The sequence below is a fragment of the Marinovum algicola genome (assembly GCF_900109145.1).
GTDB lineage: Bacteria > Pseudomonadota > Alphaproteobacteria > Rhodobacterales > Rhodobacteraceae > Marinovum > Marinovum algicola.
Map to the genome: position 1 here is coordinate 23,323 of NZ_FNYY01000014.1, position 26,480 is coordinate 49,802.

19 protein-coding genes are annotated in these 26,480 nt (G+C 66.9%); 11 read left to right on the forward strand and 8 right to left on the reverse strand.

The annotated features are described in order from the left end of the window. Positions 1–3 precede the first annotated feature (3 nt). The 6 genes from BMW90_RS17320 to lpdA are packed head-to-tail and all read left to right on the forward strand — an operon-like array spanning position 4 to position 6,839. The gene (locus BMW90_RS17320; RefSeq protein WP_074837658.1) at positions 4–1,155 is read left to right on the forward strand and encodes an acyl-CoA dehydrogenase family protein; all 1,152 of its coding nucleotides are present in this window, start codon (positions 4–6) and stop codon (positions 1,153–1,155) included. Further along, entirely contained in the window at positions 1,152–1,919 is a 768-nt protein-coding gene (locus BMW90_RS17325; protein ID WP_074837659.1) for an SDR family NAD(P)-dependent oxidoreductase, read from the forward strand. The genes BMW90_RS17320 and BMW90_RS17325 overlap by 4 nt, the downstream gene beginning before the upstream one ends. After that, positions 1,916–3,151: a thiamine pyrophosphate-dependent dehydrogenase E1 component subunit alpha gene (locus BMW90_RS17330; RefSeq protein ID WP_074837660.1), complete on the forward strand. Its 1,236-nt coding sequence runs from the start codon at positions 1,916–1,918 to the stop codon at positions 3,149–3,151. Before BMW90_RS17325 ends, BMW90_RS17330 begins: the two co-directional genes overlap by 4 nt. Position 3,152: 1 nt before the next feature. Beyond that, complete coding sequence (locus tag BMW90_RS17335; protein WP_074837661.1) at positions 3,153–4,166, forward strand: alpha-ketoacid dehydrogenase subunit beta; 1,014 nt, start codon at positions 3,153–3,155, stop codon at positions 4,164–4,166. After that, on the forward strand, positions 4,167–5,453 hold the full coding sequence (locus BMW90_RS17340) for a dihydrolipoamide acetyltransferase family protein (RefSeq protein WP_074837662.1): 1,287 nt from the start codon (positions 4,167–4,169) through the stop codon (positions 5,451–5,453). A 3-nt stretch (positions 5,454–5,456) separates the two neighbouring features. Continuing rightward, positions 5,457–6,839: a dihydrolipoyl dehydrogenase gene (gene lpdA, locus BMW90_RS17345; RefSeq protein WP_074837663.1), complete on the forward strand. Its 1,383-nt coding sequence runs from the start codon at positions 5,457–5,459 to the stop codon at positions 6,837–6,839. A gap of 48 nt (positions 6,840–6,887) precedes the next feature. Here the strand turns inward: lpdA and BMW90_RS17350 are convergent, their stop codons facing one another. Then, positions 6,888–7,283, reverse strand: coding sequence for a VOC family protein (locus BMW90_RS17350; RefSeq protein WP_074837664.1), 396 nt, complete (start codon positions 7,281–7,283; stop codon positions 6,888–6,890). A gap of 247 nt (positions 7,284–7,530) precedes the next feature. On the opposite strand from BMW90_RS17350, the gene BMW90_RS17355 reads away from it, so the two are divergent. Genes BMW90_RS17355 through BMW90_RS17365 form a run of 3 tightly spaced genes read left to right on the forward strand, consistent with a single transcriptional unit; the run spans position 7,531 to position 10,366 of the window. Continuing rightward, positions 7,531–8,748, forward strand: a complete 1,218-nt coding sequence (locus BMW90_RS17355; RefSeq protein WP_074837665.1) for an NAD-dependent epimerase/dehydratase family protein — start codon at positions 7,531–7,533, stop codon at positions 8,746–8,748. Next, complete coding sequence (locus tag BMW90_RS17360; protein ID WP_074837666.1) at positions 8,745–9,545, forward strand: glycosyltransferase; 801 nt, start codon at positions 8,745–8,747, stop codon at positions 9,543–9,545. The genes BMW90_RS17355 and BMW90_RS17360 overlap by 4 nt, the downstream gene beginning before the upstream one ends. Further along, on the forward strand, positions 9,542–10,366 hold the full coding sequence (locus BMW90_RS17365) for an NAD-dependent epimerase/dehydratase family protein (RefSeq protein ID WP_074837667.1): 825 nt from the start codon (positions 9,542–9,544) through the stop codon (positions 10,364–10,366). Before BMW90_RS17360 ends, BMW90_RS17365 begins: the two co-directional genes overlap by 4 nt. Positions 10,367–10,381: 15 nt before the next feature. On the opposite strand, the gene BMW90_RS17370 is transcribed toward BMW90_RS17365, so the two are convergent. After that, entirely contained in the window at positions 10,382–11,089 is a 708-nt protein-coding gene (locus tag BMW90_RS17370; RefSeq protein WP_074837668.1) for a DnaA N-terminal domain-containing protein, read from the reverse strand. A gap of 462 nt (positions 11,090–11,551) precedes the next feature. On the opposite strand from BMW90_RS17370, the gene BMW90_RS17375 reads away from it, so the two are divergent. Continuing rightward, positions 11,552–12,892 carry an AAA family ATPase gene (locus BMW90_RS17375; RefSeq protein WP_074837669.1) on the forward strand — a complete coding sequence of 447 codons (1,341 nt, stop codon included), beginning with the start codon at positions 11,552–11,554 and terminating at the stop codon, positions 12,890–12,892. Beyond that, positions 12,889–13,971 carry a ParB/RepB/Spo0J family partition protein gene (locus tag BMW90_RS17380; protein ID WP_074837670.1) on the forward strand — a complete coding sequence of 361 codons (1,083 nt, stop codon included), beginning with the start codon at positions 12,889–12,891 and terminating at the stop codon, positions 13,969–13,971. The genes BMW90_RS17375 and BMW90_RS17380 overlap by 4 nt, the downstream gene beginning before the upstream one ends. 382 nt (positions 13,972–14,353) lie before the next feature. Here BMW90_RS17380 and BMW90_RS17385 read toward each other — a convergent pair whose 3' ends face one another. The 6 genes from BMW90_RS17385 to BMW90_RS17410 all read right to left on the reverse strand — a co-directional run bounded on the left by BMW90_RS17385 (position 14,354) and on the right by BMW90_RS17410 (position 26,447). After that, a complete protein-coding gene (locus BMW90_RS17385; RefSeq protein WP_074837671.1) occupies positions 14,354–14,641 on the reverse strand; it encodes a hypothetical protein in 288 nt (95 codons plus the stop codon). Between the two features lie 58 nt (positions 14,642–14,699). Next, on the reverse strand, positions 14,700–15,674 hold the full coding sequence (locus BMW90_RS17390) for a TAXI family TRAP transporter solute-binding subunit (protein ID WP_048535152.1): 975 nt from the start codon (positions 15,672–15,674) through the stop codon (positions 14,700–14,702). Positions 15,675–15,708: 34 nt separating this feature from the next. Further along, positions 15,709–17,817: a TRAP transporter permease gene (locus tag BMW90_RS17395; protein ID WP_074837672.1), complete on the reverse strand. Its 2,109-nt coding sequence runs from the start codon at positions 17,815–17,817 to the stop codon at positions 15,709–15,711. After that, on the reverse strand, positions 17,801–19,480 hold the full coding sequence (locus BMW90_RS17400; RefSeq protein WP_074837673.1) for a sulfatase-like hydrolase/transferase: 1,680 nt from the start codon (positions 19,478–19,480) through the stop codon (positions 17,801–17,803). Before BMW90_RS17400 ends, BMW90_RS17395 begins: the two co-directional genes overlap by 17 nt. A 107-nt stretch (positions 19,481–19,587) precedes the next feature. Continuing rightward, entirely contained in the window at positions 19,588–20,499 is a 912-nt protein-coding gene (locus BMW90_RS17405) for a LysR family transcriptional regulator (protein WP_074837674.1), read from the reverse strand. A gap of 80 nt (positions 20,500–20,579) precedes the next feature. After that, complete coding sequence (locus BMW90_RS17410; protein WP_074837675.1) at positions 20,580–26,447, reverse strand: DUF11 domain-containing protein; 5,868 nt, start codon at positions 26,445–26,447, stop codon at positions 20,580–20,582. Positions 26,448–26,480: the final 33 nt, after the last annotated feature.

A 26,480-nucleotide genomic window follows, 5' to 3' on the forward strand; every position in this document is an offset into this window, starting at 1 on the left:
CCGATGACCGGCCTTCTGACCGAAGAACAGGGCATGATCCGCGACATGGCGCGGCAATTCGCGCGCGACAGGCTGGCCCCCGGGGCGGCGGCGCGCGAGGCGGCGGGCGTCATAGACCCCGGGATCATCGACGAGATGGCCGGCTTGGGCTTTCTCGGCATGACCGTGCCCGAAGAGACCGGCGGCGTCGGCGCCGATTACACCTCTTACGCGCTGGCGCTGATCGAGATCGCGGCGGCCGACGGGGCGGTCTCGACCATGATGTCGGTGCACAACGCGCCGTTCTGCGCCATCCTCCAGCGCTTCGCCACGCCCGCGCAACAGGAGAAATGGCTGAAACCGGCGGCCCGGGGCGAATTCATCGGCTGTTTCGCCCTGACCGAGCCCGGCACCGGCACCGATGCCGCGGCGATCACGTCGCGCGCCCGGCGCACCAACCACGGGTATGTCCTCGACGGCGCCAAGCAATTCATCACCTCGGCCCGGATCGGCGGCGCCACCATCGTCTTTGCAGTGACCGATCCCGAGGCGGGCAAGAAGGGCTTATCGGCCTTCTATGTCCCCCAGGACACGCCCGGCCTGACCGTCGGCGCGCCGGAGCACAAGCTCGGCCAGAAAGCCTCCGATACCTGCGCGCTCGGCTTCGAGGACATGAAGCTCGACCACGGCGCCCTGATCGGCGAAGAGGGCCAGGGCCTCGCCATTGCGCTGTCCTCGCTCGAGGCCGGCCGGATCGGCATCGCCTCGCAATCGGTCGGCATGGCCCAGGCGGCACTGGAACTGGCGGTGACCTATGCGCTGGAGCGCACCGCCTTCGGCAAGCCGATCTTCGAGCATCAGGCGGTGGCCTTCCGGCTGGCCGACATGGACGCCCGGCTCGAGGCCGCCCGCCAGCTGGTGCTGCACGCCGCCGCGCTCAAGGACGCCGGCCGGCCCTGCCTGCGCGAAGCCTCGATCGCCAAGCTGACCGCCAGCGAGATGGCCGAAGGCGTCGTGTCCGACGCGATCCAGACGCTGGGCGGCTATGGCTATCTGGCGGAATTCCCGCTCGAGCGGATCTATCGCGATGTCCGGGTCTGCCAGATCTACGAAGGCACCTCGGACGTGCAACGCATCAATATCTCACGCGATCTGAAACGGAGGTTCCAGCAATGAAGCTAGGCGAACAGACCCCGGCCATCATCACCGGCGGCGCCTCGGGGCTCGGGGCGGCGGTGGCCACGGCCCTGCGCGCCGAGGGCGTGCCGGTGGGCATCCTCGACATGAACGCCGACACGGGCGCGGAGTTTGCCCGCGACATCGGCGCCAGTTTCGCGCAATGCGACATCTCCGATCCCGCAGCGGTGACACCCGCCCTCGACAGCCTGCGCGACCGGCAAGGCCAGGAACGGCTCTGCGTCAACTGTGCCGGGATCGCCCCCGCCGCCAAGACGATATCGCGCGGTGCGGCGCATGATCCGGCGCTGTTCGCCAAGGTGGTGGGCGTCAATCTGATCGGCACCTTCAATGTTGCCACGCAATCGGCGCTCGGCATGTCGCAGGCCGAACCGCTGAACGACGATGGCGAACGCGGCGTGATCGTCAACACCGCCTCGATTGCCGCTTACGAGGGCCAGATGGGCCAGCTTGCCTATGCCTCCTCCAAGGCCGGCGTGGTCGGTCTGACCCTGCCGATGGCGCGCGATCTGGCCAAGAGCGGCATTCGCGTCGCCGCCATCGCGCCGGGCATCTTTGCCACGCCGATGGTCACCGCCTTCCCGCAAGAGCTGCAAGACGCCCTGGCGCAGACCTCGGAATTTCCCCGCCGGTTGGGCCGGGTCGCGGAATTTGCCGAGCTGGTGATGCACATCGCCCGCAACACGATGCTCAACGGCGAGGTGATCCGTCTCGACGCCGCCACGAGGATGCAAGCCAAATGACCGGACAGCCCAAGCTCAATTTTCCCCATCCGCCGGCGCGCCCCGACCAGACGCCGAATTTCTCGGCCATCGAGATCCCCGCCGCCGGGGCGCTTGACGTGCCGCCGCTGGATCTGCAATCGGTCGACAGCCGCGATTATGCCAACGGCATGATCCGGGTGCTCGATGACGAAGGCACGGCGGTCGGCCCCTGGGCCGAGTACATCGCCGATCTCGACAGCGATGCGCTGCTGCAAGGCCTGCGCGACATGCTGCGGATGCGCGCCGTCGACAAGCGGCTGCTGAACGCCCAGCGGCAGGGCAAGACCTCGTTCTACCTGCAATGCACCGGCGAAGAGGCGATTGGCTGCGGCTTTCAGCGGCAATTGTCCGGCGGCGACATGAACTTTCCCACCTATCGCCAGCAAAGCCTGCTGATCGCCGCCGATTATCCGCTGCGCGACCTGATGGGGCAGGTCTATTCCAATGGCTGCGATCCGCTCGAAGGCCGGCAATTGCCGATCATGCATTCCTCGCGCGATTACGGCTTCTTCAGCATCTCCGGCAACCTCGGCACCCAGTATATCCAGGCCGTCGGCTGGGCCATGGCCAATGCCCTGAGCGAGACCGGAGAGATTGCCGCCGGCTGGATCGGCGACGGCGCCACGGCGTCGAACGATTTCCACGCCGCGCTGCTCTGCGCCTCGACCTATCGCCCGCCGGTGATCCTCAACATCGTCAACAACCAATGGGCGATTTCCACCTATACCGGCGTCGCCACCGGCGGCGCGCGCACCTATGCGGCGCGGGCACGGGGCTATGGCATTCCGGCGCTGCGGGTCGACGGCAACGATTACCTCGCCGTGGCGGCGGTATCGAAATGGGCCGTGGCGCGCACCCGGGCGGGCCATGGCCCGGTGGCGATCGAATGGTTCACCTATCGCGTCGCCGCCCATTCCACCTCGGACGACCCCTCGGCCTATCGGGCAAAGGACGAGGCCGCGGCCTGGCCGCTGGGGGATCCGGTCGCGCGGCTGAAGACCCATCTGATCGGCCGTGGCGCCTGGTCCGAGGAGCGCCATGTGCAGGCCGAGGCCGAGATCCTCGACGAGGTCACCAAGGTGCAGAAGGAGGTCGAGGCGCAGGGCACCTTCGTGAACCCGCAACCGACCTCACCGGCCACGATCTTCAAGGGCGTCTATGCCGAGATGCCCGCGCATCTGCGCCGCCAGCGCCAGGAAATGGGGTACTGAGATGCCGCGAATGACCATGATCGAAGCCCTGCGCGACGCGATGGACGTCAAGCTGGCGCAGGACCCCAAGGTGCTGATCTTTGGCGAGGACGTGGGCTATTTCGGCGGCGTCTTCCGCTGCACCGCCGGGTTGCAGGCCAAACATGGCGAGGAACGGGTGTTCGACACGCCGATCAACGAAAGCGCCATCGTCGGCATGGCCGTGGGCATGGCGGCCCAGGGCATGCGGCCCTGCGTCGAGGTGCAGTTTGCCGATTACGTCTATCCCGCCTTCGACCAGATCACCCAGGAGGCCGCGCGCCTCCGGTATCGCTCGAACGAAACCTTCACCTGCCCGCTGGTGGTGCGCATGCCCACCGGCGGCGGCATCTTTGGCGGCCAGACCCACAGCCAGAGCCCCGAGGCGCTGTTTACCCATGTGGCCGGGCTCAAGGTGGTGATCCCCTCGACGCCCTATGACGCCAAGGGCCTGCTGATCGCCGCCATCGAAGACCCGGACCCGGTGATCTTTCTCGAACCCAAGCGGCTCTACAACGGGCCGTTCCACGGCGATCACGCCGGCAAGTCCACCGGCTGGTCGCAGCACCCCGCCGGCGAGGTGCCCGAAGGCCATTACAGCATCGATATCGGCACCGCCGAGGTGCGCCGCGCCGGCACGGATGTTACCGTTCTGGCCTATGGCACCATGGTCTATGTCGCCGAAGCCGCCGCCGAACGCGCCGGCGTCGACGCCGAGATCATCGACCTGCGCAGCCTGCTGCCGCTCGATCTCGACACCATCCGGGCCTCGGTGGAAAAGACCGGGCGCTGCGTGGTGGTGCATGAAGCCACCCGCACCAGCGGCTTTGGCGGCGAACTGATCGCCGAGGTGCAGGAGGCCTGTTTCTGGCACCTCAAGTCGCCGCTGCAACGGATCACCGGCTGGGACGCGCCCTATCCGCATGCCACCGAATGGGATTACTTCCCCGGGCCCGACCGCGTGGCGCGCGCCCTGACCAAAGCGATGGAGGACTGAATGAATATTCTTTCCGTCAAACTGCCCGATGTGGGCGAAGGCGTGACCGAGGCCGAACTGGCCGAATGGACCGTCAAGGTCGGCGATATCGTCAAGGAAGACGATGTCATCGCCGCCGTCATGACCGACAAGGCGACGGTGGAAATCCCCTCGCTCTACGACGGCCGGATCACCTGGCTCGCCGGCGAGGTCGGGGATGTGCTGGCCGTCGGCTCGGATCTGGTGCGGATCGAAACCGAGGCCGAGGCGGTGGCCGGCGACACCCCCGAGCCCATCGCCGAGCCGGCCCCCGACCCAGGCCCCGACCCCGCGCCCGAACCGCCGTCAGAGACCGCCGAGGCCCCTGCCCCGGCGCCGCGGAAACCCGCCCCGGCGACACCCGCACAGCCCGGGCCGCCACGCGCCGAAGGCCAGGCGCCGCTGGCCTCGCCCTCGGTGCGCGCCCGCGCCCGCCAAGGTGGCCTCGATCTGCGGCAGGTGCCCGGCACCGGCCCGGCCGGGCGGATCACCCATGACGATCTCGACACCCTGTTCGCCCAGCCGCCCCGGGGCCGACAGCCGGGCGCCGCCGCCGGGCGCGCCAAACGCAGCGGCACCGAAGAGATCAAGGTCATCGGCATGCGCCGCAAGATCGCCGAGCGCATGGCGCTGGCCAATCAGCGCATCCCGCATATCACCGTGGTCGAAGAGGTCGATGTCACCGCGCTCGAGGATCTCCGCACCCGGATGAACGCCACCCGTGGCGACCGCCCCAAGCTCACCGTCCTGCCGCTTGTCGCGGCGGCGCTGGCGCGGGCGGTTGTCGACCACCCCGAGATGAACGCCCATTACATGGACGACGAGGGCCATGTGCTGCGCCACGCCGGGGTGCATGTCGGCATGGCGACGATGACCGAGGCCGGGCTGGTGGTGCCGGTGCTGCGCCATGTCGAGGCGCTGGGCCTGTTCGAGATCGCCGCCGAGATCGCCCGGCTCTCCGAGGCCGCCCGCGCCGGCAAGGCCGGGCGCGACGAGCTGACCGGATCGACGATCACCATCACCTCGCTCGGCCCGCTGGGCGCCCTGGCGACCACGCCGATCATCAATCACCCCGAGGTCGCCATCCTGGGCATCAACAAGATGGCCACCCGCCCGATGTGGGATGGCAGCCAGTTCGTGCCGCGCAAGATGATGAACATCTCGGCCAGTTTCGATCACCGGGTGATCGACGGCTGGGACGCCGCGGTCTTTGTCCAGCGCATGAAAACCCTGCTGGAAACCCCGGCGCTGATCTTTGTGGAGGCGTAAGCGATGAAAACCGAAAGCTGCACCCTCCTGATCATCGGCGCCGGCCCCGGCGGATATGTCTGCGGCATCCGCGCCGGTCAACTGGGCCTCGATACCATCGTCGTCGAAGGCGACCGCCCCGGCGGCACCTGCCTCAACGTCGGCTGCATCCCCTCCAAGGCGCTGATCCACGCGGCGGATGAATTTGCCAAGGTCAGCCAGTTCGCCGGCGACAACGAGCTGGGCATTTCCACCACCGCGCCCCGGATCGACCTCGCCAGAACCCTTGCCTGGAAGGATGGCATCGTCAAACGGCTGACCGGCGGCGTCTCGAGCCTGCTGAAGAAATCCGGCACCAGGGTTGTCTCGGGCACTGCCCGCATCCTCGACGGCAAGACCGTCGAGGTCGCCACCCGGGACGGGCCCCGGCGCATCAGCTGCGAACATATGGTGATCGCCACCGGCTCGAAACCCTTGGAACTGCCCGCCCTGCCCTTCGGCGGGCCGGTGATCTCCTCGACCGAGGCGCTGGATCTGCAAGAGCTGCCGAAGCGGCTGACCGTGGTCGGCGGTGGCTATATCGGGCTGGAAATCGGCACCGCCCTGGCCAAGCTCGGCGCCGAGGTCACGGTGGTCGAGGCCGCCGACCGCATCCTGCCGCAATATGACGCCGAGCTGACCAAGCCGGTGATGGCGCGGCTCGCCGCACTCGGGATCACCCTGCACCTTTCGGCCCGGGCCAGCGGCCTGACCGACGAGGGCCGCGCCCTGACGGTCGAGAGCGCCGAGGGCCGGCAGGAAATCGCGGCCGACAAGGTGCTAGTCACCGTCGGCCGCGCGCCGGTGACCCGCGGCTTCGGGCTGCAAGATCTCGGTCTGACAATGAACGGCGAATTCCTGGCGATTGATGACCGATGCGCCACCTCGATGCGTGGCGTCTATGCCATCGGTGACGTGACCGGCGATCCGATGCTGGCCCATCGCGCCATGGCCCAGGGCGTGATCGTGGCCGAGCATCTGGCCGGCCAGCCCGCGCTCTGGGACAAGCACGCCATTCCGGCGGTCTGTTTCACCGATCCCGAAATCGTCACCGTCGGCCAGCTTCCGGGCGACGCGGCCGCTGATGTCCAGACGGCGGTTTTCCCCTTCGCCGCCAATGGCCGGTCCCTGACGGTCGAACGCAGTGACGGGTTCGTGCGCATTCTCCACGCCGCCGATACCGGTCTGGTCCTGGGCATTCAGGCGGTGGGCGCGGGGGTTTCGGAACTGGCCGGCGAATTCGCCCTGGCCATCGAGATGGGCGCCACGCTGACCGATATCGCCGAGACGATCCATGCCCATCCGACGCTCTCCGAGACGGTTCAGGAAACCGCGCTCAAGGGCCTCGGCCGCGCCCTGCATATCTAGACCGGCGGGCGCGCGCAGGCCCTGCCCCGGTCTGCGCGCGCCCGAGCCTCAGCCAAACCGGCCGCTGCGCTCCAGCACCTCGATCTCGTAACCGTCGGGATCGGTGACAAAGAAGAACCGCGCCACCAGCGTGCCGCCCGGCGCGAACTCCACCAGCTTGCGCGGCTTCAGCCCCGCGCGCTCGAACCGCGCGTGTTCGGCCGCCAGATCCTCGACCGAAACCGCGAAATGGCCATAGCCGTCGCCCAGGTCATACGGCGTGTCGCGGTCCTTGTTCACCGTCAGCTCAAGCTCGAAGCCGCTTTCGGCGTTCGACAGATAGATTAGCGTGAAACTGTCGAAATCCAGCCGGTCCGCCACCTCGAGGCCAAAGGCCGTGCGATAGAAGGCGACCGATTGCGCCTCGTCGCGGACGCGGATCATGCTGTGGATGGCTCTGGCCATGGGATACCTCGGAAATCTGTGTCGGTTTCGCCCCACATGCGCCGCCGCGGGACCGGGGTCAACCGCCCGGGGCATACGCCCCCGGCCGGCAGGAATTTGCCGGCGCCCCGCCCGGGGCACGGCGGCCCGCCGCAGGCCGGGCCGCGACATAAAACCTTCAAATGACTTTGCCCCGGCCGCGCCCTATCTCCTTGGCGCAGAAGCCGGGCGGGCGCCGCGCCGCGCCCGGCAGCAAAGGAGAGATCCGATGAAAATCGCAGTTCTTGGCGGCGATGGTTTCTGCGGCTGGCCGACCGCGCTTCACCTGTCCGACGCCGGACACGAGGTCCATATCATCGACAACCTCTCGCGCCGCTGGATCGATACCGAGCTGGGCGTGCAATCGCTGACCCCGATGGACAGCATCCAGGAACGCTGCCGGATCTGGAAGCAGGAAACCGGCCGCAGCTTGCAGTTTCACCTGCTCGACCTGGCCCGCGACTATGACCGGCTGCGGCAATGGCTGGCCGAACACCGCCCCGAGGCGATCGTGCATTTCGCCGAACAGCGCGCCGCGCCCTATTCGATGAAATCCGACCGCCACAAGGTCTACACCGTCAACAACAACGTCAATGCCACCCACAACCTGCTGACCGCGCTGGTGGAAACCGGCATCGACGCGCATCTGGTGCATCTCGGCACCATGGGGGTCTATGGCTATTCCTCGGTCGGCGCACCGATCCCCGAGGGCTATCTCGACGTCGATATCGACACGCCTACGGGCAAGAAGGGGCAGGAGATCCTGTACCCCACCCGCCCCGGTTCGGTCTATCACATGACCAAATCGCTCGATCAGATCCTGTTTCAGTTCTATGCCCAGAACGACGGCCTCAGGATCACCGATCTGCACCAGGGCATCGTCTGGGGCACCCATACCGAGCAGACCCGCCGCCATGAACAACTGATCAACCGCTTCGACTACGATGGCGATTACGGCACGGTGCTGAACCGCTTTCTCATCCAGGCCGCCATCGGCTATCCGCTGACCGTGCATGGCACCGGCGGCCAGACCCGCGCCTTCATCCACCTGCAAGACAGCGTGCGCTGCGTCGCGCTGGCGCTGTCGGATGCGCCGCAGGCCGGCCAACGGGTCAAGATCTTCAACCAGATGACCGAAACCCACCGGGTGCGCGACCTGGCCGAGCTGGTGGCGCGCCAGACCGGCGCCGAGGTCGCCTATCTGCCCAACCCGCGCAAGGAAGCGGCGGAAAACGACCTTTTGGTGAAAAACGAGCAATTCCTCGCCTTGGGGCTAAAGCCCACGACCCTGGCCGAAGGGCTTCTGGCCGAGGTGGTCGAGGTGGCGCAGAAATACGCCCATCGCATCGACCGCAGCCGCATCCCCGCAATCAGCGCCTGGACCCGCGACATCGGCAGCCGGGTCGAGACCGACCCGGAACACAAACGCCTCAAATCCGTGTCATGACCGTCCGCGCCTATGTGACCCTGGTCACCAACGCCGATTTTGCCCGCGGCGCGCGCGCGCTCCTGCGCTCGCTGGCGCTGACCGGCACCACCGCCGACCGCGTGGTGATGCACACCGGCGGCGTCCCGGCCGAGGCGCTGGCCCCGCTCGAGGCGCAGGGCGCCAAGCTCTGCAAAGTCGCGCTCCTGCCCACCTCGGAGGCCTTCAACCAGCGCCACGGACGCCGCGCGCTGCACGGCGCCGCGCCGTTCACCAAGGGCGAGAAACCGGCCTTTCACACCCCGCTCGACAATTTCGCCAAGCTGCGGCTCTGGCAATTGCCTTATGACCGGGTGGTGTTTCTCGATGCCGACACGCTGGTCCTGCGCAACATCGACCGGCTGTTCCGCTACCCCGAGTTCTGCGCCGCCCCGAATGTCTACGAAGGCCTCGCCGATTTTCATCGGCTGAATTCCGGCGTCTTCACCGCCCGGCCCGATCCCGCCACCTTCGAGGCGATGCTGGCCCGGCTCGACACGCCCGGGGCCTTCTGGCGCCGCACCGACCAGACCTTCCTGCAAGACTTCTTCCCCGGATGGCACGGGCTGCCGATCACCATGAACATGCTGCAATACGTCTGGTTCAACCTGCCCGAGCTCTGGAGCTGGGACCACATCCACGTGCTGCACTACCAATACGAAAAGCCCTGGCAAGACCACGCCAAGGCACCCCGCCTGCACCCGCTGATCGATCTCTGGCGGGCCTATGCCGGCGACGGGCCGGTGCCGGATCTGGCCGGCCTGCCCGCCCCGACATGAAAATCGCCCTGACCGGCGCCACCGGCCTTGTCGGTCGCTTCATCGCCAGCGAGATCACCTCGGCCGGCGATTGCCTGCTGCCGCTCTCCCGGCCCGGCTATCACCTGGGTGCCCGCCCCGATCTCGCCGGCTGCGACGCCCTCGTCCATTGCGCCTTTGCCCATGTCCCCGGCCGCTATCGGGGCGGCGAAGGCGACGACCCCGAGGGGTTCGTCCGCGCCAATCTCGACGGCTCCCGCGCGCTCTTCGAAGCCGCGCGAAAGGCCGCGGTGCGCCGGGTGATCTTTGTCAGCAGCCGCGCCGTCTATGGCGGCCATCCCCCCGGCACCGAGCTGAACGAAGCCCTTCCGCCGCGCCCCGACACGCTTTATGGCCAGGTCAAATGGCAGGCCGAACAGGCGCTGGCCGACATGGCCTCCGAGAGCTTTCGCCCCGCCGTGCTGCGCGCCACCGGCGTCTATGGCCCGGGCCCCGCGCACAAGTGGCAACAGCTCTTCGCCGAGTTCCACGCCGGCCAAGAGATCGCCCCCCGCCGCAGTACCGAGCTTCATGGCGCCGATCTCGCCCGCGCCCTCCGCCTGTTGCTTGCCAGCGACGCCACCGGGCCGTTCAATGCCTCTGACATCCTGCTCGACCGCCACGATCTCCTGACCCGCGTCGCCAGGCTCACCGGCACCCGCCACAAGCCGCCTGCCCCGTCAGATGCCGTGGTCAGCGTGATGCGCTGCGACCGGCTGCATGCCCTCGGCTGGCGGCCTTCCGGCTTCTCTGGCCTCGCCGCCGCGCTGCCCGCGATGGTCGCCGACGGCCCCACCGGCTGACAGGCCCTCGGCCCGTCATTCGCAGGTCACCCGCACCTCGCGCACCCCCTGCCCGCTCACCGCCGCCAAAAGCCGGCTGTGGTAATGCGTGGTCACATATTCCGCCAGGAACCGCGACGGCGCCAGCAGGGTCAGGATGCCGCTCTCGACCCCGACCGGCACCAGCGGCGCGAACCAGGCCCCCCAGACCGCCGGGTCCTGCGCCTGAAGCTGCGTCGCCGCCCGCGCCCAGCCGCTGCCATCCTCTTCCGGCAACGCCGCTTCGCGGCGCAGCGGCACCACGTTGCTGGCCTCCGGCGCGGGGTCCGGTGCGGCCACCATTCGGGCGGCGAAATCCGGGCCGACAGCCTGCCAATGCGGCATGGTGATTGCCAGCACGCGCGGCAACTCGATCCGGTATTGCGCCACCCGGCCGCGCGCCGCCGGCACATGCACCGCGATCCAGCCACGCGCCCGCATCTCGGCGATCTCGCGTTTCGCGGTGCGTTCGGTCACCCCCCACATCCGCGCCATCTCGCGGCGACCAACAGAGAAAGTGCCGCTGCGCCAGTTGAACCGGGCGGTGATCAGCAAGGAGAGTCGCAGCGCCAGCCGTGCCTCGGTGGCCTCGCCCTGCGTCGCCGTCACCAGCAACGCGGTCAGAATGTCGTATTTGAGTGCCGCCGATCCCGGGCCGGTGATGTTCCGTGCCCCGTCCAACAGGCCACTGCGCCCGTTCTGCATGGTCTTCCCTCGTCAGCGCCAGAGGCGCGGTGACTGCCTCGCCGGTCGGCGCCTCCCCGATCTGTGCCGAGGTGTTTAAAACGCTTTTCCCGATCTTGCAGTGATTAGCGTTGGAATGGCCGCCTTTGTCAAGGATTCGAGTGGGTTTCGGCAAAACTGAAAAACCAGAGAGAAAGAAAATGGGTATGATATTGGTAATGGGGGACGTTTAGAATGTCCCCCTAAATCCTCTGGATGTCCCCTCAAGATGTGGCGGGCGCCTGTGGGACGTCCCCCCAAATGCTCCGGTCGGTGGCAGTCCTGGGCCCGGGTCTTGCGAATCGGGGGCCCGCTGTCCGCGCCCTGCCTGACTGGGCTTTGCCGAAAGGCGACACTCTCTATATCGGCAAAATAACCATCTCGACAGAAATGGCAAATTAAGCGTAAATCGGCATTGAGCAGAAATTAACGTCCGAGGCAAAGATGCTGACACATGCAGAGCTCCGCGAACTCCAGACCAAGTCGCTCAAGATGCAGGGCTGGATCCGGCAACAGACCTTCTCACCGGAAAACGAAAAGACCCTGCGCCGGTTTTCCTCCTGGGAGGTGGCCGAGCTGATCCTCGGCCTCAACCAGTCGACCTTTCGGGGCAAGATGGCGGCGGATCCGACACTGCCCGCCGGCATGGTCGAACCCGAGGGCCGGCAGCGCTGGTTCACGCTCGATGAGGTCAACACCCTGCGCCGCCGGATCAAGCCGCGCGGCAAGTCGCTGCTGCCGCCGCGCCCCAAGGGCCGCGCCTTCCGCACCGCCATCGCCAACTTCAAGGGCGGCGCCGGCAAATCCACCGTGGCGCTGCATTTCGCCCATGCCGCGGCTCTGGATGGCTACCGCGTGCTCTGCGTCGATTTCGACCCGCAGGCCACGCTGTCGCATTCCATGGGGCTGACCGACGTATCCGAGGAACACACCGTCTGGGGCATCATGGCGCGCGACCTGATCCGCGAGACCGAGGCCCAGAACAACGCCCCCCGGGGCGCCGCCTCGGGCACCGCCCTGCCCCGGCGGACCATTCCCGCGGCGATCACCGATCTTGGGCTGCACGACCTGCGGGTGCCCGATTTCATCCAGCGCACCAACTGGCCGACGATCGATCTGATCCCGTCCTGCGCCAATGCCGCCTTTGTCGAATTCGCCTCGGCGCAATACCGGCATCTCAATCCCGAATGGTCGTTCTTTGCCGCCGTCTCGCGGTTTCTCGATCAGCTGCCGGATGACCAGTGGGATCTGATCTTCTTCGATTGCCCGCCGGCGATCGGTTACCAGTCGATGAATGCGGTGTTCGCCGCCGACATGCTCTATATCCCCTCCGGCCCCGGCTATTGGGAATATGACAGCACCACCAGTTTCATCGGCCAGCTTTCCGAGGCGCTCGAGGATCTGGCTTACGGCTTCGAAGGCACCTTATCCGCGGATAAGGTCACCCTGCCCAAGGCGTTTCACGACGTGCGCTTCCTGCTCACCCGGTACGAGCCCGGCAACGATCTGCACCGCGCCATGTTCGAGGCCTTCGGCAAGGTCTTTGGCGACCGGCTGGCGCAGCACCCGGTCGAGATGACCCGCGCGGTCGAGCAATCGGGCCGCTTCCTGAGTTCGATCTACGAGATGGATTACCGCGACATGACGCGGGAGACCTGGCGCCGGGCGCGGGCCAGTTTCGACCGGGCTTATGGCGAGTTTCGCGAGGTGATGTTGCCGCATTGGCAAAGCCTCGATGCGCCGGGCTTACCCGCGGATAAGGTGCTGGAAGGAGATGAGGCATGACCCGCAAACGCCGCATGTTCCAGATCGACATTCCCGAAGAGGCGGTGGCGCCGCCGGCGCCGTCCGGCAACAGCGCGCGGCGCGGGCCGATGGCCAGCGCGATTGCCGAGAACGCCGAGGCCTTGCAGGCGCGCAAGACCGCCGCCGAACAGATCCGCGAAGAGAACGACGCGCTGGCGCATGAGTTCGTGGCGCTGCGCGAGGCCGGCCATGTGGTGCAGAGGCTGCCGCTCGATCAGGTGCATTGCGCCATGCTGGTGCGCGACCGGATGCCGGGCGAGGACGTCGAGCTTGGCGAGCTGGTGACCTCGATCCGCGACACCGGGCTGTCGAACCCGATCCGCGTGCTGCCGCGCCCGGACGGCGGCGGTTACGAGCTGGTGCAGGGCTACCGCCGTCTTGGCGCCTACCGGGTATTGTACCAGGAGACCGAGGCGGAGGACTGGGCCGAGATCCCGGCGCTGATCATGCCCGGCGCGCCGGATGTTGCCGGGCTCTATCGGCGGATGGTGGATGAGAACGTGATCCGCAAGGACCTCTCCTTTGCCGAGATGGCGCGGGCGGCACAGGTCTATGCCGAGGATCCCTCGACCTCGGTGAGCACGGCGCATGATGCGGTGGCCGAGCTGTTTCAGTCGGCGCCTTATTCCAAGCGCAGCTACATCCGGCTGTTCGCGGTGATGCTCGAGCATTTGGGCGAGGTGCTGTTCTATCCGACCGAGATCCCCCGCGCGCTTGGCATCGAGCTGGGGCGGGCGCTGAAAACCTCGCCCGATCTGGCGCGGCGGATCGCAGAGACGCTGAAGCCGATGGCCGGGCGCGATCCCGACGAAGAGATCGCCGTGCTGCGCGAGCTGGTGGGCATCGGTCATCCGGCGCCGCCGGCCCGGGAGCCGGCGGAAAGGAAGGGCCGCGCCTCGCGGACCAAGACGACGTTTCACATCCGGTCGAACGCCGGTCAGGTGAAATGCACCGCGGCGCAGGGCCGGCTGGAGATCAAGGTCGATCGCGACTTCTCGTCGATCGAACGCAAGCGGCTGGAACAGGCGATCACCGCGCTGATCGACGGGCTGGAATAAACACCGGCAATCTTATCCGCGGGTAAGGTTCTGGCGGCGTCTTGTCCTTGGGGCAGGGCGCCTTTTTTACACCGGAGGCGGCGGGCCCGGTTCCGGATGCTGCAAAAGGGGCGCCGGGAGGTCTGTCATTACCGGACATAGCGGGCCGGTGCACATGGCGGCGGTTACTGGGTCAAGGTATCCGTAAAAGCGCCGCCGTCGGCTGAGCCGGTGCAAAAATATCCGTCCGGTGCAAGCCGAAACGTTACCCTCGGCCGGCGCTTGTGTGATCGGCCAAAAGACAGATTAAGTTATTGAAAATGTTTAGGGTATTTCCTGAATGGGCATATCGAACCGCCACAGGCACGCCCGTTCGGCCTGCGGGGCAGGGGGCCGACTAGCCTCAGCCGGGTTCCCAGACCCCGACGCCTGCCGTTTCGACGATGGGGGGCGCGGTCAGCTGGTGCTGAACCTTGTCCCATTCGGCGCGGATGCGGGGCAGGGCGGCCATCGCCTCGACCTTGGTTTCCCAAAGCGCGACCACGGTCCAGCTGCCGTCGTCGTTGGGGACATGGGCGGCGCTGACAAAGCCCTCGAACGCCTCCGGGCGGATATTGGCGCGCATGTCGCGTTCGAAACCGGGCTGATCGATGTCGGGTTTCAGTCGGTATGTCGTGCGGCGGATGAACATGGAGGGGTTCCTGTCAAATGGTCCCGGGGCGCGCGGGTGCCGCGCCCCGGGGATGGCCTCAGTTCAGGGCGCCGATCTCGCGGTAATAGCGCGCGGCACCGGGATGCAGGGGCATTCCGGCCAGGGACTGCACCGCGAATTCGAGATTCAGTGCCTTGGCCCAGGGCGCATCCGAAGTGATGGAATCGAGATTGTCCCAGAAGGCCTTGGTCACCTGATAGACGGTGTCCTCGTCCAGATCGGCGCGCACGCCGATGCCGACGGCGGTGTCGTTCGACATGACAGGGGCCTCGTTCACCTGGTTCTCGTACAGACCGGCGGGCACTTCGGCGAGGTAGCGGAAAGTGCCGAGAAACTTTTCGACGGCCTCGCCGGAATGATCCTCGGGTCCGATAAAGCGGATCGTTTCGGTTTCGGTGAACTGGATGAACTGTTGGCAGGGGTCGATGCAGCCGTTGACGTACATGTCGACCTTGCCGTCCTGAAAGGCCTGGAACCCGGTTGCCCAGTTGGCGGTGATCGCCTCGTAATCTTCGCCGACCACCAGGCCGGTGGTGGCTTCGATCCAGCCGGCCGAGGCGTTGAAGGCGCCGCCGCCGGCGGGGCCGAGAAACACGGTGGTTCCTTCGATGTCGTCAAGAACCTCGATGTCGCTCTCGCCGCGCACGGCATAGTGATATTGGCCATAGGGGAACCACATCAGCAGGGCGACATTCCTGGCCAGTTCGGGCGCTTCGGCCTCGTTCTGGTACATGGCCACACCCTTGGAGAAGAAGTTGTAGATCGTCGGCGAGACCATGAACATGTCAAGGTTGCCACGCGCCGTTTCGAGCTGATGCACGGTGGCGGCGCCGCCGCCGGCGACCTCGATGTCCACCGCGTCCTGGTTGCTGTTCACCACGTTGGCAAAGGTGGCCATGGTGATCGCCTGGCCGAGGCTGGGTTCGATGGTGGCCATCTTGAGGGTTTCGGCGCCGGCATTGCCGGCGGTGACGGTAGCGGCAGTCAGGGCTGCCAGGGTCAGGTGTCGCATCAGGTTCCTCCCAGTTGAATGCGTCGTGTGAAGGTCAGGGGGCCGCCGGTCCGGCGCGCCGGGCCAGCCGCGGACTGGCCAGAAGCAGGGCCAGCCCGAGCCCGGCGGCGGGGGCCGCGATGGCAAGTTGCGGCAGCAGGGCCGCGCCACCCAGCGTCAGGCGCAGCGCCCGTTCGACGACGGACAGGCGGCTGCGGTCAAAGCCGGCCAGCGCCGAGGCGATGAGCCACATGGCCAGGGTGAAGGCGCCAAGGATCCAGAAGAAATCAAACCAGGTCACGGTGGCGATATCGATCATGGCCCGAGAGTTCACCCGGTCTTCGCCGAACCATTCGAAGATCACCTGCAACTTGTAGAGCACCGCCGGGTGATAGACGAAGACAAAGGGGATCAGGAAGCCGGCCAGCGAAATCTTTGCGGCCTCGAAGCCGGTCTTGATCGGATCTGCCCCGGCGATCGGGGCGGCGGCAAAGGCGGCGAGGGCGACCGGGGGCGTGACCGTCGACATCATGGCAAAGACCACCACAAAGAGATGCAGCGTCAGCGGCGCGATACCCACCGTATCGATGCCCGAGGAGAGCGCGATCACGATGATGAAATAGGTCGCCCCCGGCGGCAGGCCCATGCCCAGGACGATGGCGCCGAGCGCCACCACCAGCAGGACCAGCGGCAGCGGGCCGTCGGCCACCTCGGCCAGAAGCTGCGACAGCCGTCCGGCAAAGCCCGAAGTCTGGATCAAGCCGACGATCAGGCCGATGGCGGTGACGATGATGACGATGGTGGCGGCCATCCGGCCGGCATCGACAAAGGCGGTCCAGAGCCGGCGGCCGGACCGGAAATCGCGAAACAGCAGGCTGGCCGAGGCCAGCGCCGCGATCAGCCCGTAGAAGCCGGCCTTGGGCACCGAGGGCTGGGCAAAGAGGAAATAGCTCAGCGTGCCGAGCGGGATCACGAAGACCAGGCATTGCACCCATTCGCTGCGGGTCAGCTTGGGCCGTTCCGAGGCGGGAAGGGCGCCGACGCCGCGTTTGCGGGCCTCGAAATAAACCGCGAGGAAGGTGCCGAGATAGTAGAAGATCGCCGGAATGATCGCGGCGACGACGATGTAGCGGTATTCCAGCCCGATCTGGCCCGCCACGAAGAAGGCGACGACGCCCATTACCGGCGGCATGATCTGGCCGCCGGTGGAGGCCGCGGCCTCGACCGCGCCGGCGAAGGCGGGTTTGAACCCGGCCTTGCGGATCACCGGAATGGTCATCACCCCGGTCGAGACGACATTGGAGATCGCCGCGCCCGACAGCGTGCCGAAGAGCGCGGAAGAGGCGACGGAGGCATGCGCCGCGCCGCCGGTCAGCCCGCCGGTCAGCCGGTTGGCGATCTTCATCAGGAGGTCGCCGGCGCCGCTGGCCATCAGCACCGCGCCGAAGACGATGAAGATCAGCACATTGCCGGTCACCACCTGGATCGGCTGGCCGAACATGCCGCCGGTCTGGGCCCAGAATTGCAGGATCATCTGCCGCAGGTTCTGGCTGAATGTGGCCTCGGACCCGGCCAGGATGCCGGTCCAGTCGGGCAGCCAGCCCTTGACGAAGAAGTAGACCACCCAGAACAGGCAGAAACCGACGATGAAGCCGCCGAACAGGCGCCATGTCAGATAGAGCGTGATCGCCGTGGCCAGCGGGAACATGACGTAATCGATGCCGCGCGCGGTGGGCAAGATGCCGGCGTCGGAGGCAAAGATTGCCACGATCCAGCTGGTGAAGGCGCTCACCGCCAACGCCGTCAGCGCCCAGTTGACCGCCCGCAGCCCGGGCTTGCGGTGCAGGGTCAGCAGCGTGATGGCAAAGCTCAGCACGATCGGCAGGCCGATGATCAGCCCGGTGGGCAGCAGGAAGCCCTGTTCGAAGGCGCGATGGGCGGCGCCCAGCCAATGTTCGCGCAGGAAGACCCGCTGGTCGCGGCGGCTCATCTCGTCGAAGGCCGGGGTTGTTGTCTCGATGACCCAGCGGATGAATTCGTTGAGCGGCCCGGAGGCGGCGTAGAGCACGATCACCGTGACAAAGAGCGCCGCGATCACGTCTGCGACGTGTTTTTCGAACAGGGCGCCGCGCGGCGGCGGCGATGTCTCAACCTCGGACGTCATGGGAGTCCTCCTCGGCCGCAGGGCCGTCCAGATGGACCTGCCGCGCAGGTCCGCGATATTTCTCGGTGAGTTCCGCAGGCACTTCGCTGCCATCGACAAGGAAGGGCAGGATGCCGCGGCGCATCGAACTGCCGCGGGCGGCGCGGATGTCGTCGTCGGACATCGTCACCCGCTGGGCCATGCGGCGGCCCCAGTGCCCGAGGCGTGCATACAGCCGGTCGATCTGGTCGGCATGGTCCGCCTCTGCCCCGAGATCGGTGAATTCGTCCGGGTCGGTCTCCAGATCGAACAGCATCGGACGGAAGCCGCCCTCGAAGTGAATGAGCTTCCAGCGGCCGTCGAACACCATGCACATCCGCGCGTCGCGCGGGCTCACCCCCAGGGCATCGGCGCGGGGGGTGACCGAATAATCGTATTCGCTGATCACGACGTCGCGCCAGTCGGCGGGAGCCTCGCCGCGGATCCAGGGCATCAGGGACCGGCCTTCGAGGATATGATCGGCCACCTGTCCGCCGGCGGCCTCGACGAAGGTGGGCGCCAGATCGATGGCCTCGACCAGCGCATCGCAGGTGGTGCCGCGGGTGGCGTCGGCGCTGGCGCGAGGGTCGTAGACGATCAGCGGGATCTTGACCGAGGCTTCGTGGAAGAAATCCTTTTCGCCAAGCCAGTGATCGCCGAGGTAATCGCCATGGTCCGAGGTCAGCACGATCATCGTGTCCTCCATCCGGCCGGTCGCCTCGAGATGATCCAGCAGGCGCCCCAACTGATCGTCGCATTGCTTGATCAGCCCCATGTAGGCGGGGATGACCTTGTTGCGAACTTCGGTCTGCTGAAAGGCCTGGGCGACGCGGGCCTCGTGATAGGCGCCCAGCACCGGATGCGGATCATCGAGTTCGAGCGGATGACGCACGGGGGGCTGAATCTGGTTGTGGCCGTACATGTCGTGATAGGGCGCCGGCACGATATAGGGCCAGTGCGGCTTGATGAAGGAAACATGCGCGCACCACGGGCCTTCGGCGGCCTCGATGAACCGGATCGTCTCAGAGGTCAGCCAGGGGGTTTCGCTGTCCTCTTCGCGGATATTGGCCGGCTTGTCGGCGTTGCGGAACATCCAGCCCGAGGCGATTTCGCCGGCATCGACCGCGCCATTGGCATAATCCGCCCAGGGGTTCTCGCCGTCATAGCCCTTAGATTTCAGGTATTCGTTGTAAGGAGAGCGCTTCTGGTCGTAGAGACCGTCGGGCCCCGCGCCCCAGAGCCCGTCATCACGCGCCCAGGCGTCGAAGCCGCAATCGGCCTGCCGCGCGCCGATCACGCTGTCCGGCGAGAGGCCCAGCCGCGCCATGCCCTTGGCGTCGGCCTTCATGTGGGTCTTGCCCAGCAGCCAGCAGTTCATGCCGGCCTCGCGCAGGTGATCGCCCAGCGTCACCTCGCCCACGCGCAGCGGAAAGCCGTTCCACTGTGCCCCATGCGACGACACGTAGCGCCCGGTATAAAAGCTCATCCGCGAGGCGCCACAGATCGGCGATTGCACATAGGCCCTGGTAAAGCGGACGCCCCTGGCGGCGACGCGGTCGAAATTCGGCGTTTCCAGCGCGGCATGACCGGCGCAACTCAGGTAATCGAAGCGCAATTGATCATACATGACGAAAAGGATATTCATCCTGGCCTCCCAACCCTGACGACGCGCAATTCGGCGCTCTTCTGGTTGCGGGAGTCTACGGGCTTGCAGGCGGTGGCGGGAGGCTCCGAAAGTTGATGGGTATACCTTCAGGGAATAGGGGGGCCGATCTCGTTCCGGGCCACCTGAAGCACGCAATCCGCGAAATATTGCATCGCCGGGGTTGGCGGCCGTTCAGAGGCGGTGACCAGGGCGATGCGCGAGGCTTGCAGCGACTCGTCCAGATCGAGCGCGCAAATCCGCCATTTGGCGCACACCCGGTCGATCAGCAGGCCGGGAAAGGTGCAGAGAAAATCGCCATCCTCGACCATCGCCAGAATGCTGGTGATCGAATCCGAGGTCACCATCGGATCGGGCGGCGGCAGGCCGCGGCTGATGAAATGCCGTTGCAGGTAGGGCAGGCGCTTGTAGGTGCCGATCATCAGCCAGTCGGCGGCGGCGATCGCCTCGAGCCGGGTTTCGCCGGCCCAGCGCGACGCGGTGCTGGCGATGACCGAAATCGGCGTTTCCACCAGATGGGCGACAGACAGCCCGGCGGCGTCGGCCTCGCGCGGTTCGGGGCCGATCACGAAATCGACGAGACCGTCCCGGACCGGGCCGAAGGCCATCGGCTCGTGGCCGCCGGTGATCTGCACCCGAACCTTGGGAAAGCGCCGCCGAAAGCGCCGGATGGTGCCGCCGATGATCCGGCTGGCCGCCAGCGGTGACACCGTGACGTTCAACCGGCCGGTGCCGTCGCCGCGGCGCTGTTCGACCTCTTCCTGCATCTTGCGCAATTCCGCCTGGATGATGCCGGCGCGGCGCAGAATCTGCTTGCCATCCTCGGTCACGGCGACGCCGCTGGGCGCGCGTTTGAAAATCGCCGCGCCCAGTTCGGTTTCCGCCTGGCGCAGCGCCTTGGTCACGGCCGGCTGGGTCTTGCCCAGGCGTTTCGAAGCCGCGCGGATGCTGCCGGCCTGCTCGATGGCGAGCAGCATTTCGACGTGCTGAAGCTTGATCATCCCGATCCCCCCTATTCCGGGAGTTTATACCCGTAAAGCTTGGGGTGGCCACCCGGGCCGGGGGGCCTGGCCGGCCGGGCTCAGGGATCGATGCGCACCTTGAAAGAGACCGAACCGTCGGAGGCCGGAGGATAGCTGCCGGCGCAATCCCAGCGCAACGGGCCGGAATAGCCCGCGATATTGCTGGCGGGCACAACCACCGCGCAGCTGAGCGCGCCGCCGACGGCGACCGGGCTGGGCACCGGCTCGGCCAGGCTGGTATAGGCCGGGGTGCGGTCAAAGATCACCACGTCGAGCGCCGCCGCGTTGCTCTGGTTCTCGAGCCGGATACGGTATTCCAGCACGTCGCCGGCGGCGCCGGCATTGGCGGTGCCCTCGGCGGTGCCCTGGGTTTCGTTGCGCACCGTCTTGGTCAGCTTGAGCTGGCCCAGGCCGCTGCCGGTCTCGACCCGGTCGGTGTTGCTGGCAACATGGGTCAGCGGGGTGGCATCCAGCGCCGTCGCGGCGTCGAGCCGGTAGGTCAGCCGCGCGCCCTGGGTGACGCCGCCGCTGGCCATGACCCGCGAGATCACGCAGAGCCGGTCGCCCGCCTGCACCGCCACCGCCGCGTTCAGCGGCGCCTCGGGTTCGCCGTCGCAATCGGTGTCGGCGTAGATCGCGGCGCTGAAGGCGTTTTCGGGTGTCATCGACACCTGGCTGTAGCTGAACAGCACGGTGCCGGTGGTGGTCGCGGCGTATTCATGGCTCAGAAGCGCGACCTGGCCGGCGGCGATGGCGGCGGTCTGGTCCTCGGTCAGGCGCGGTGCGGCGATCAGGCCGAAGTCGAGCCCGGCGTAATCGGTCTCGGTCGCCGGGGTGAAGGTGAAGCTGCCGTCGCGCGGATCGGGATCAACCAGCGTCGGCAGGCCCCTCTTGGTTTCGGAGACCGGCATGTAATCCGGGTTGTCGGTGACGCTCAGGGTGATCGGCCCGCTGTGGGCGGCATCGAGCGCGTAGTTCCAGCTTCCGTCGTCATCGATCAGCGGCGCGGCGATCACGCCGCCGGTGCTGTCGGTGATCAGCAGCCGGACCTCGGGCGCGCCGACTTCGCCGCCATTGACCAGCCCGTCATGCGCGGTGCCGCCGCCGCTGCCGTTGTCGAGGAAAATCCGCCCAGAGAGCCGCCGCTCGCCGGCATAAAGCGAGATCGCATAGCTGTCTTCGTCGTCGTCGGCCAGGCCATCGTTGAGATCGTCGACCGCGGCGCCGACCGCGGGATCGCTGTCGCGGTCGTCGAGCGAGCTTGCGATGATCTCGACCGAGTTGACGTGGTTGCCGGTCGCCAGCACCCGCGCGGTGATGCGCAGTTCCTCGATCGCGCCGGGCAGGATTTCATCGACGAACCAGACGCCGTTGGCGGGATCGTAATAGTCGCCGGTCGCGGGGGCATCGTCGCTGACGTATTGGAAGCCCGAGGGCAGGTTCTCGATCACCGTCACCCCCGACGGCGAGCCGGGACCGGCGTTGTTGATCGAGATCACGAAGTCGATCAGGTCGCCCGGTGCCGCCTGGGTGATGACGGTATTGCCGCCGTTGGCATAGGCCACCTTGGTAAGCGACAGGTCGCTTTCCTGCGGGTCGAAACCGAAATTGATGTCGGGCGTGTTGCCATAGGGGGTGACCGTCACCCCGACAATCGGGTTGGAGGTGCCGATCTGCGACCCCGCAGGCAGATCGCTGTCGGTCACGTCGACCTCGACGCGATAGGTCGTGCCGGGTGAGAGATCGCCGACATTGAAGGTGCCGTCGGCCAGGGTGTCGACCGTCTTGAGGAAGATATCGTCGGTAATGTCGTTGGGCGTGCCCCGGTCGTCATGGACATTGATCGCGATGCCGCCGCCCAGGTTGATTTCGGCGCCGTCCTTGGCGTCAGAGCCGTCCTGGTCGATATAGACGTTGCCGGACATGCTGCCGTAGGGAATGGCCGAGGGGCCGCGGCAGGACGCGCCGTCATTGGTGCCGCCCTCGTCATCCTGGCTGACCGCGATCAGCTGACGCAGCCCGGTGGTGGTGTCGACCAGAAAGATCTCGTTGGTATTGTTGTCATAGATGTAGAACCGCCCGGTGTCGTCGAACCAGACCGCGCCATAGGTGCCGGTATAGGTGGCCGGGCCGAACAGGGTGACCGCCTCGGTGCCGACGCTGGCATTGCCGCCATTGGCCGAGACCCGGAAGATCCGGTCGGTGCTGCCGTCGATGCCGTAGAGGTTTCCGTCGATTGCGTTATAGGCGAAATCGACGGTGTTGACGTTGGTGTCGAGCTCCAGAAGCCCATTGTCCACTGCGGCATCGGCGTTCGAAATGTCGAGCAGCTGAAAGGTGTTGTTGTCGGCCTTGTAGACCATCACCCCGTTTTCGAGGATGTCGCCGGCATTGGTGCCTTTCTTGATGCTGCCCGGCGGATCGGGCATCCGGGTGAAGGTGCCGCCGCCGTCGACGCGCCAGAGCTCGCGCTTGCCGCTTCGGACGGCATAGAGATAGCCATCGACCACGCTGTAGCCCCAGCCGCCGTTCAGGTTTTGCCCGGCCGAGCCGATGTCCTGGAGGTTGAGGGTATAGCCGGTCAGCCCGGCGGTGAAGGCCAGCCGCTTCAGCGTCGAATTGGTGGTGGCGATCTGGTAGAGCCCGGCATCGCAGGTCACCGGCGGGGCATCGCCCGAGATGGTCAGCTGATAATCCTCGACCTCGCCATCGATCGCCAGTTGCACCACGCCCGCGGTTGTCGACCAGCGGAAGCGCGCAAAGGTGGGAAAGAGCGTGGCATTGGCCGGCGTGTCGACGTCAAAGACGATGATGCCGTTCAGCACGCCGTCCTTGTCGCCGGCCGAGCCATCCTGAAGGTCCGCGGCGATCATGTCGCCGGCGTCGAAGCTGCCGTCGCCGTCGAAATCGATCCAGGCCTGAAGATAGGCGACCGCGCCGGTCACTCCGCTGACGCCGCCGGTGACTTCGTTGACCACCACCGAGATCTCGGTGGTTCCGCCCTGAAAGAGCTGCGGCAGGATCACGCCGTCTTCGTCGTCGCTGCCATCGAGATCATCGCCGGTGGCATTGGCGCTGTATTGCGTGGTGGCATCGGGGTCGGGCGGCACCGAGCCGAGGTAGGTGCCGGCCACCCCGGCCTCGGCAATGACGTGCTGCGGATCGCCGTAGCTTTCCGGCGCATCGCCACGGTCGACCACCGGGGCGGCGGCGACAACCACGGCGTAATCCTCGACCTCGCCGTTGCCGGCCGGCGTGGTCACGCCAAGCGCCGGCTGGCTCGACCAGCGAAAGCGCGCATATGTCTGGTCGAGTACCGCATCGCCGGGCACCACCACATCGAACTGGATCTGGCCGTCGCCCGCCGCCACATCGGCGCCGGTGCCGTCATCGGCCAGGTCGGTGGCGATCTGCTCGGCGGTGCCTGCCTCGAGCGTGCCATTGCCGTTCCAGTCGACCCAGGCTTGCAGCAGGCCGCCGGTGCCGGTCACATCGGCGGTGATGGTGGTCAGGATCCCCTGGGTCATCGGCGGGATCGACACGCCGTCGTCATCGTCGCTGTCGGCATTGGCGGCATTGCCGGGGCCGCCGTCGCCGGAGATCGACGCGCCGATCCGATAGGCGTCGCCATCGATGAAATTGTGCAGCGCATCGCCAAGACCGCTGGGCGCATCGGTGAAATCTGCGCAGGCCTGGATGTCGGCCAGATGCATGCCATCCGCCCCCGAAAGGCCGGCCGCGCTGAACACCAGCGGGGTGTGGCGGATGATCAGCGTGTCGATCGGCTGGGAAAAGCCCACCAAGAGGGCCTGGCCCGCGTCCGAGGCCAGCGTGGTGGTGCGCTCGCCGGTGACCGAGCCGTCGTCATTGGCGACCCGGGCCATGGGAAAGCTGCCGGGGCCGTTTGTCATCGCCGGGCTGACACGCTGGCCCACCAGCTCGCCGTATACCGTCACGGATTCGTCGGCGTTGAGATCGGCGAGGTAGAAATAGACGCCGTTTGTGGGCTGGCTCAGGGTCACCCGCAGATCCACATATTGAGCGTCGAGCATCGGGTTGCCGCCGGTGCCGGCGTAAAGCGTGTTGGCGGTGGCGATCGCCGCCGGGCGGAACGGCTGCGACAGGTCGGAGGCCACCACCGAGCCGGTGATGCCATAGCGCGAGATCGCGACGTTCTGCCCGACCAGCGCCGGGGCGTCGGTGGCCCAGTCGACCAGTGAAAAGCGGGTGCCGGTGCAGCCCGGCAGGGCCTCGACCGGGGCGGCGGTGACATTGACGCTCACGCTGTCGGTGACCGGGCCGGATTCATTGGCCACGATCCGGGTGTCGGCCTGCACGGTGGCGCCGCCGGGGGCATTGGTGGTGACGTCGAATTCGACCGCGCCGGAGCCCAGGCCGTTGAGCACCGGGATATTGGCGAAGCTGAAGGTGCCGCCGGACGGATTTGAGGCGGGGCGGATGTCATCGCCCGAGATCACCTCGAAATTGGCGGTTGACGTGGTCTGGGCCGGCAGGGTCGCCTGCAAGGCCGCATCGGTCAGCGGCGAAAGCGAGGTATTGGCATAGGCCACCCGGTAGCGCACCGTGGCCGAGGGCGGGATGTCGCCGCCGCCATAAGGCGCGCCGTTGACCTCGACGATCGAGATTCCGACGACGATGTCCTCGCTGCCAGGCACCGCGTAGGAGGACGAGCCGGCCACCCAGTAGCGCCAAGGGTTGTCGTTGCCGGCGGCGCCGCCCTGGGCGCTGTCACCGCCGTGGCCTTCGGCATTGATCGGCCCCAGCGCATCGGGATCGGTAATCCGCAGCCGCAGCGCGCCGTAATAGACCTCGTTCTCGGCGATGCCGCCGAAGGCAAAGCGCACGGCGTTGGTGCCGGCGGGCAGGGCGGTGAGGTCGGAGGTGTTGAGATCGAAGCCGGTGGTCGAGGCATCGCTACAGACCGCGACCGAGTTCACGCCGGGATCGGTGGTTTCGGGATAGACCGAGCCGTCGCCGTTGGCCGGGCCTTCGCCGCCGGGAATGGCCGGATCGTCGGCCCGGCAGGAGCCGTCGTACTGGATGCGTTGCCAGGGGCCGGTTGTGCCGTAGCGGTCCCAGTCGCTGCCGCTGTCGGGGCCGGCCACCGGGCTGCCCGAGCGGAACGGCGTGGCGCCGCGCCCGCCGGTGATCGAGGTCTGTTCGGCGGTTGAAAAGCCGTTGTCGAAGATCGAGCCGCCCGACCCGAAGGCATTGACCTGCACCGCGTCCCATTTGTTGTGCACCCGAGCGGTGCCGGTGCCGCCGACGGTTGTCCAGGGGGTGCCGTTGGTCGGATCGACCAGATAGCCGTTTTCCAGCGTCGCCCGGTCCGACCCGTTGGCAAAGAGCGCGGTGTCGTCGCGGGTGGAATAGAAGATGCCGGTGTCGCCGTAGATATAGGCGAGCCCGTTGTTGCAATCGGCGGTGGTATAGCCCGCGACGGAACAGAGCGTGTCGTCCTCGGGCTGCCAGCCGAACAGGGAATCGTCGAAGGCCTGCTGCCCCTTCGGCCCCCAGCCCTTGGCGACGCCGCTGCCGGTCGAGGCCAGCCCCGGGCGCGCCGGAATCGGATTTCCGCTGGCATCCGTGATATAGGCGCCGACCACTTCGGCGCCGGCAGGAACATACATGGTGGCATAGCCGCCCGGACCGTCCTGCGTGCCCGCCACGATGGCCGGAAAGCTGGAATAGACCTCGACGATGTCGCCCGGCGAGAGCGCCGGCTGTCCGCTCTGGATGCGGGCCCGGATCTCGTTGCGCGAGGCGTCTGACACGTCGATGGTGCCGGTCCCGAGCCAGGCCCCGTGCCCGAGCGCGGCGACCGCCGTGACCAGCCAGATCAGGATGACCCAGCCGGTCCGGCGGCTTTTCTGGAGGAGAGATACCCAGCTGAAATCGTTATACATCACAAAACTCGTTTCCTTTACCGGAGGCGCCGG

Excerpts from the sequence above, each read along its gene's own strand:
- BMW90_RS17375 (WP_074837669.1), top strand. The coding sequence starts at position 11,552 with ATGCTGACACATGCAGAGCTCCGCGAACTCCAGACCAAGTCGCTCAAG.
- lpdA (WP_074837663.1), top strand. The coding sequence starts at position 5,457 with ATGAAAACCGAAAGCTGCACCCTCCTGATCATCGGCGCCGGCCCCGGC.
- BMW90_RS17350 (WP_074837664.1), bottom strand. The coding sequence starts at position 7,283 with ATGGCCAGAGCCATCCACAGCATGATCCGCGTCCGCGACGAGGCGCAA.
- BMW90_RS17330 (WP_074837660.1), top strand. The coding sequence starts at position 1,916 with ATGACCGGACAGCCCAAGCTCAATTTTCCCCATCCGCCGGCGCGCCCC.
- BMW90_RS17335 (WP_074837661.1), top strand. The coding sequence starts at position 3,153 with ATGCCGCGAATGACCATGATCGAAGCCCTGCGCGACGCGATGGACGTC.
- BMW90_RS17325 (WP_074837659.1), top strand. The coding sequence starts at position 1,152 with ATGAAGCTAGGCGAACAGACCCCGGCCATCATCACCGGCGGCGCCTCG.
- BMW90_RS17320 (WP_074837658.1), top strand. The coding sequence starts at position 4 with ATGACCGGCCTTCTGACCGAAGAACAGGGCATGATCCGCGACATGGCG.
- BMW90_RS17370 (WP_074837668.1), bottom strand. The coding sequence starts at position 11,089 with ATGCAGAACGGGCGCAGTGGCCTGTTGGACGGGGCACGGAACATCACC.
- BMW90_RS17355 (WP_074837665.1), top strand. The coding sequence starts at position 7,531 with ATGAAAATCGCAGTTCTTGGCGGCGATGGTTTCTGCGGCTGGCCGACC.
- BMW90_RS17395 (WP_074837672.1), bottom strand. The coding sequence starts at position 17,817 with ATGACGTCCGAGGTTGAGACATCGCCGCCGCCGCGCGGCGCCCTGTTC.
- BMW90_RS17340 (WP_074837662.1), top strand. The coding sequence starts at position 4,167 with ATGAATATTCTTTCCGTCAAACTGCCCGATGTGGGCGAAGGCGTGACC.
- BMW90_RS17365 (WP_074837667.1), top strand. The coding sequence starts at position 9,542 with ATGAAAATCGCCCTGACCGGCGCCACCGGCCTTGTCGGTCGCTTCATC.
- BMW90_RS17360 (WP_074837666.1), top strand. The coding sequence starts at position 8,745 with ATGACCGTCCGCGCCTATGTGACCCTGGTCACCAACGCCGATTTTGCC.
- BMW90_RS17380 (WP_074837670.1), top strand. The coding sequence starts at position 12,889 with ATGACCCGCAAACGCCGCATGTTCCAGATCGACATTCCCGAAGAGGCG.
- BMW90_RS17385 (WP_074837671.1), bottom strand. The coding sequence starts at position 14,641 with ATGTTCATCCGCCGCACGACATACCGACTGAAACCCGACATCGATCAG.
- BMW90_RS17400 (WP_074837673.1), bottom strand. The coding sequence starts at position 19,480 with ATGAATATCCTTTTCGTCATGTATGATCAATTGCGCTTCGATTACCTG.
- BMW90_RS17390 (WP_048535152.1), bottom strand. The coding sequence starts at position 15,674 with ATGCGACACCTGACCCTGGCAGCCCTGACTGCCGCTACCGTCACCGCC.
- BMW90_RS17410 (WP_074837675.1), bottom strand. The coding sequence starts at position 26,447 with ATGTATAACGATTTCAGCTGGGTATCTCTCCTCCAGAAAAGCCGCCGG.
- BMW90_RS17405 (WP_074837674.1), bottom strand. The coding sequence starts at position 20,499 with ATGATCAAGCTTCAGCACGTCGAAATGCTGCTCGCCATCGAGCAGGCC.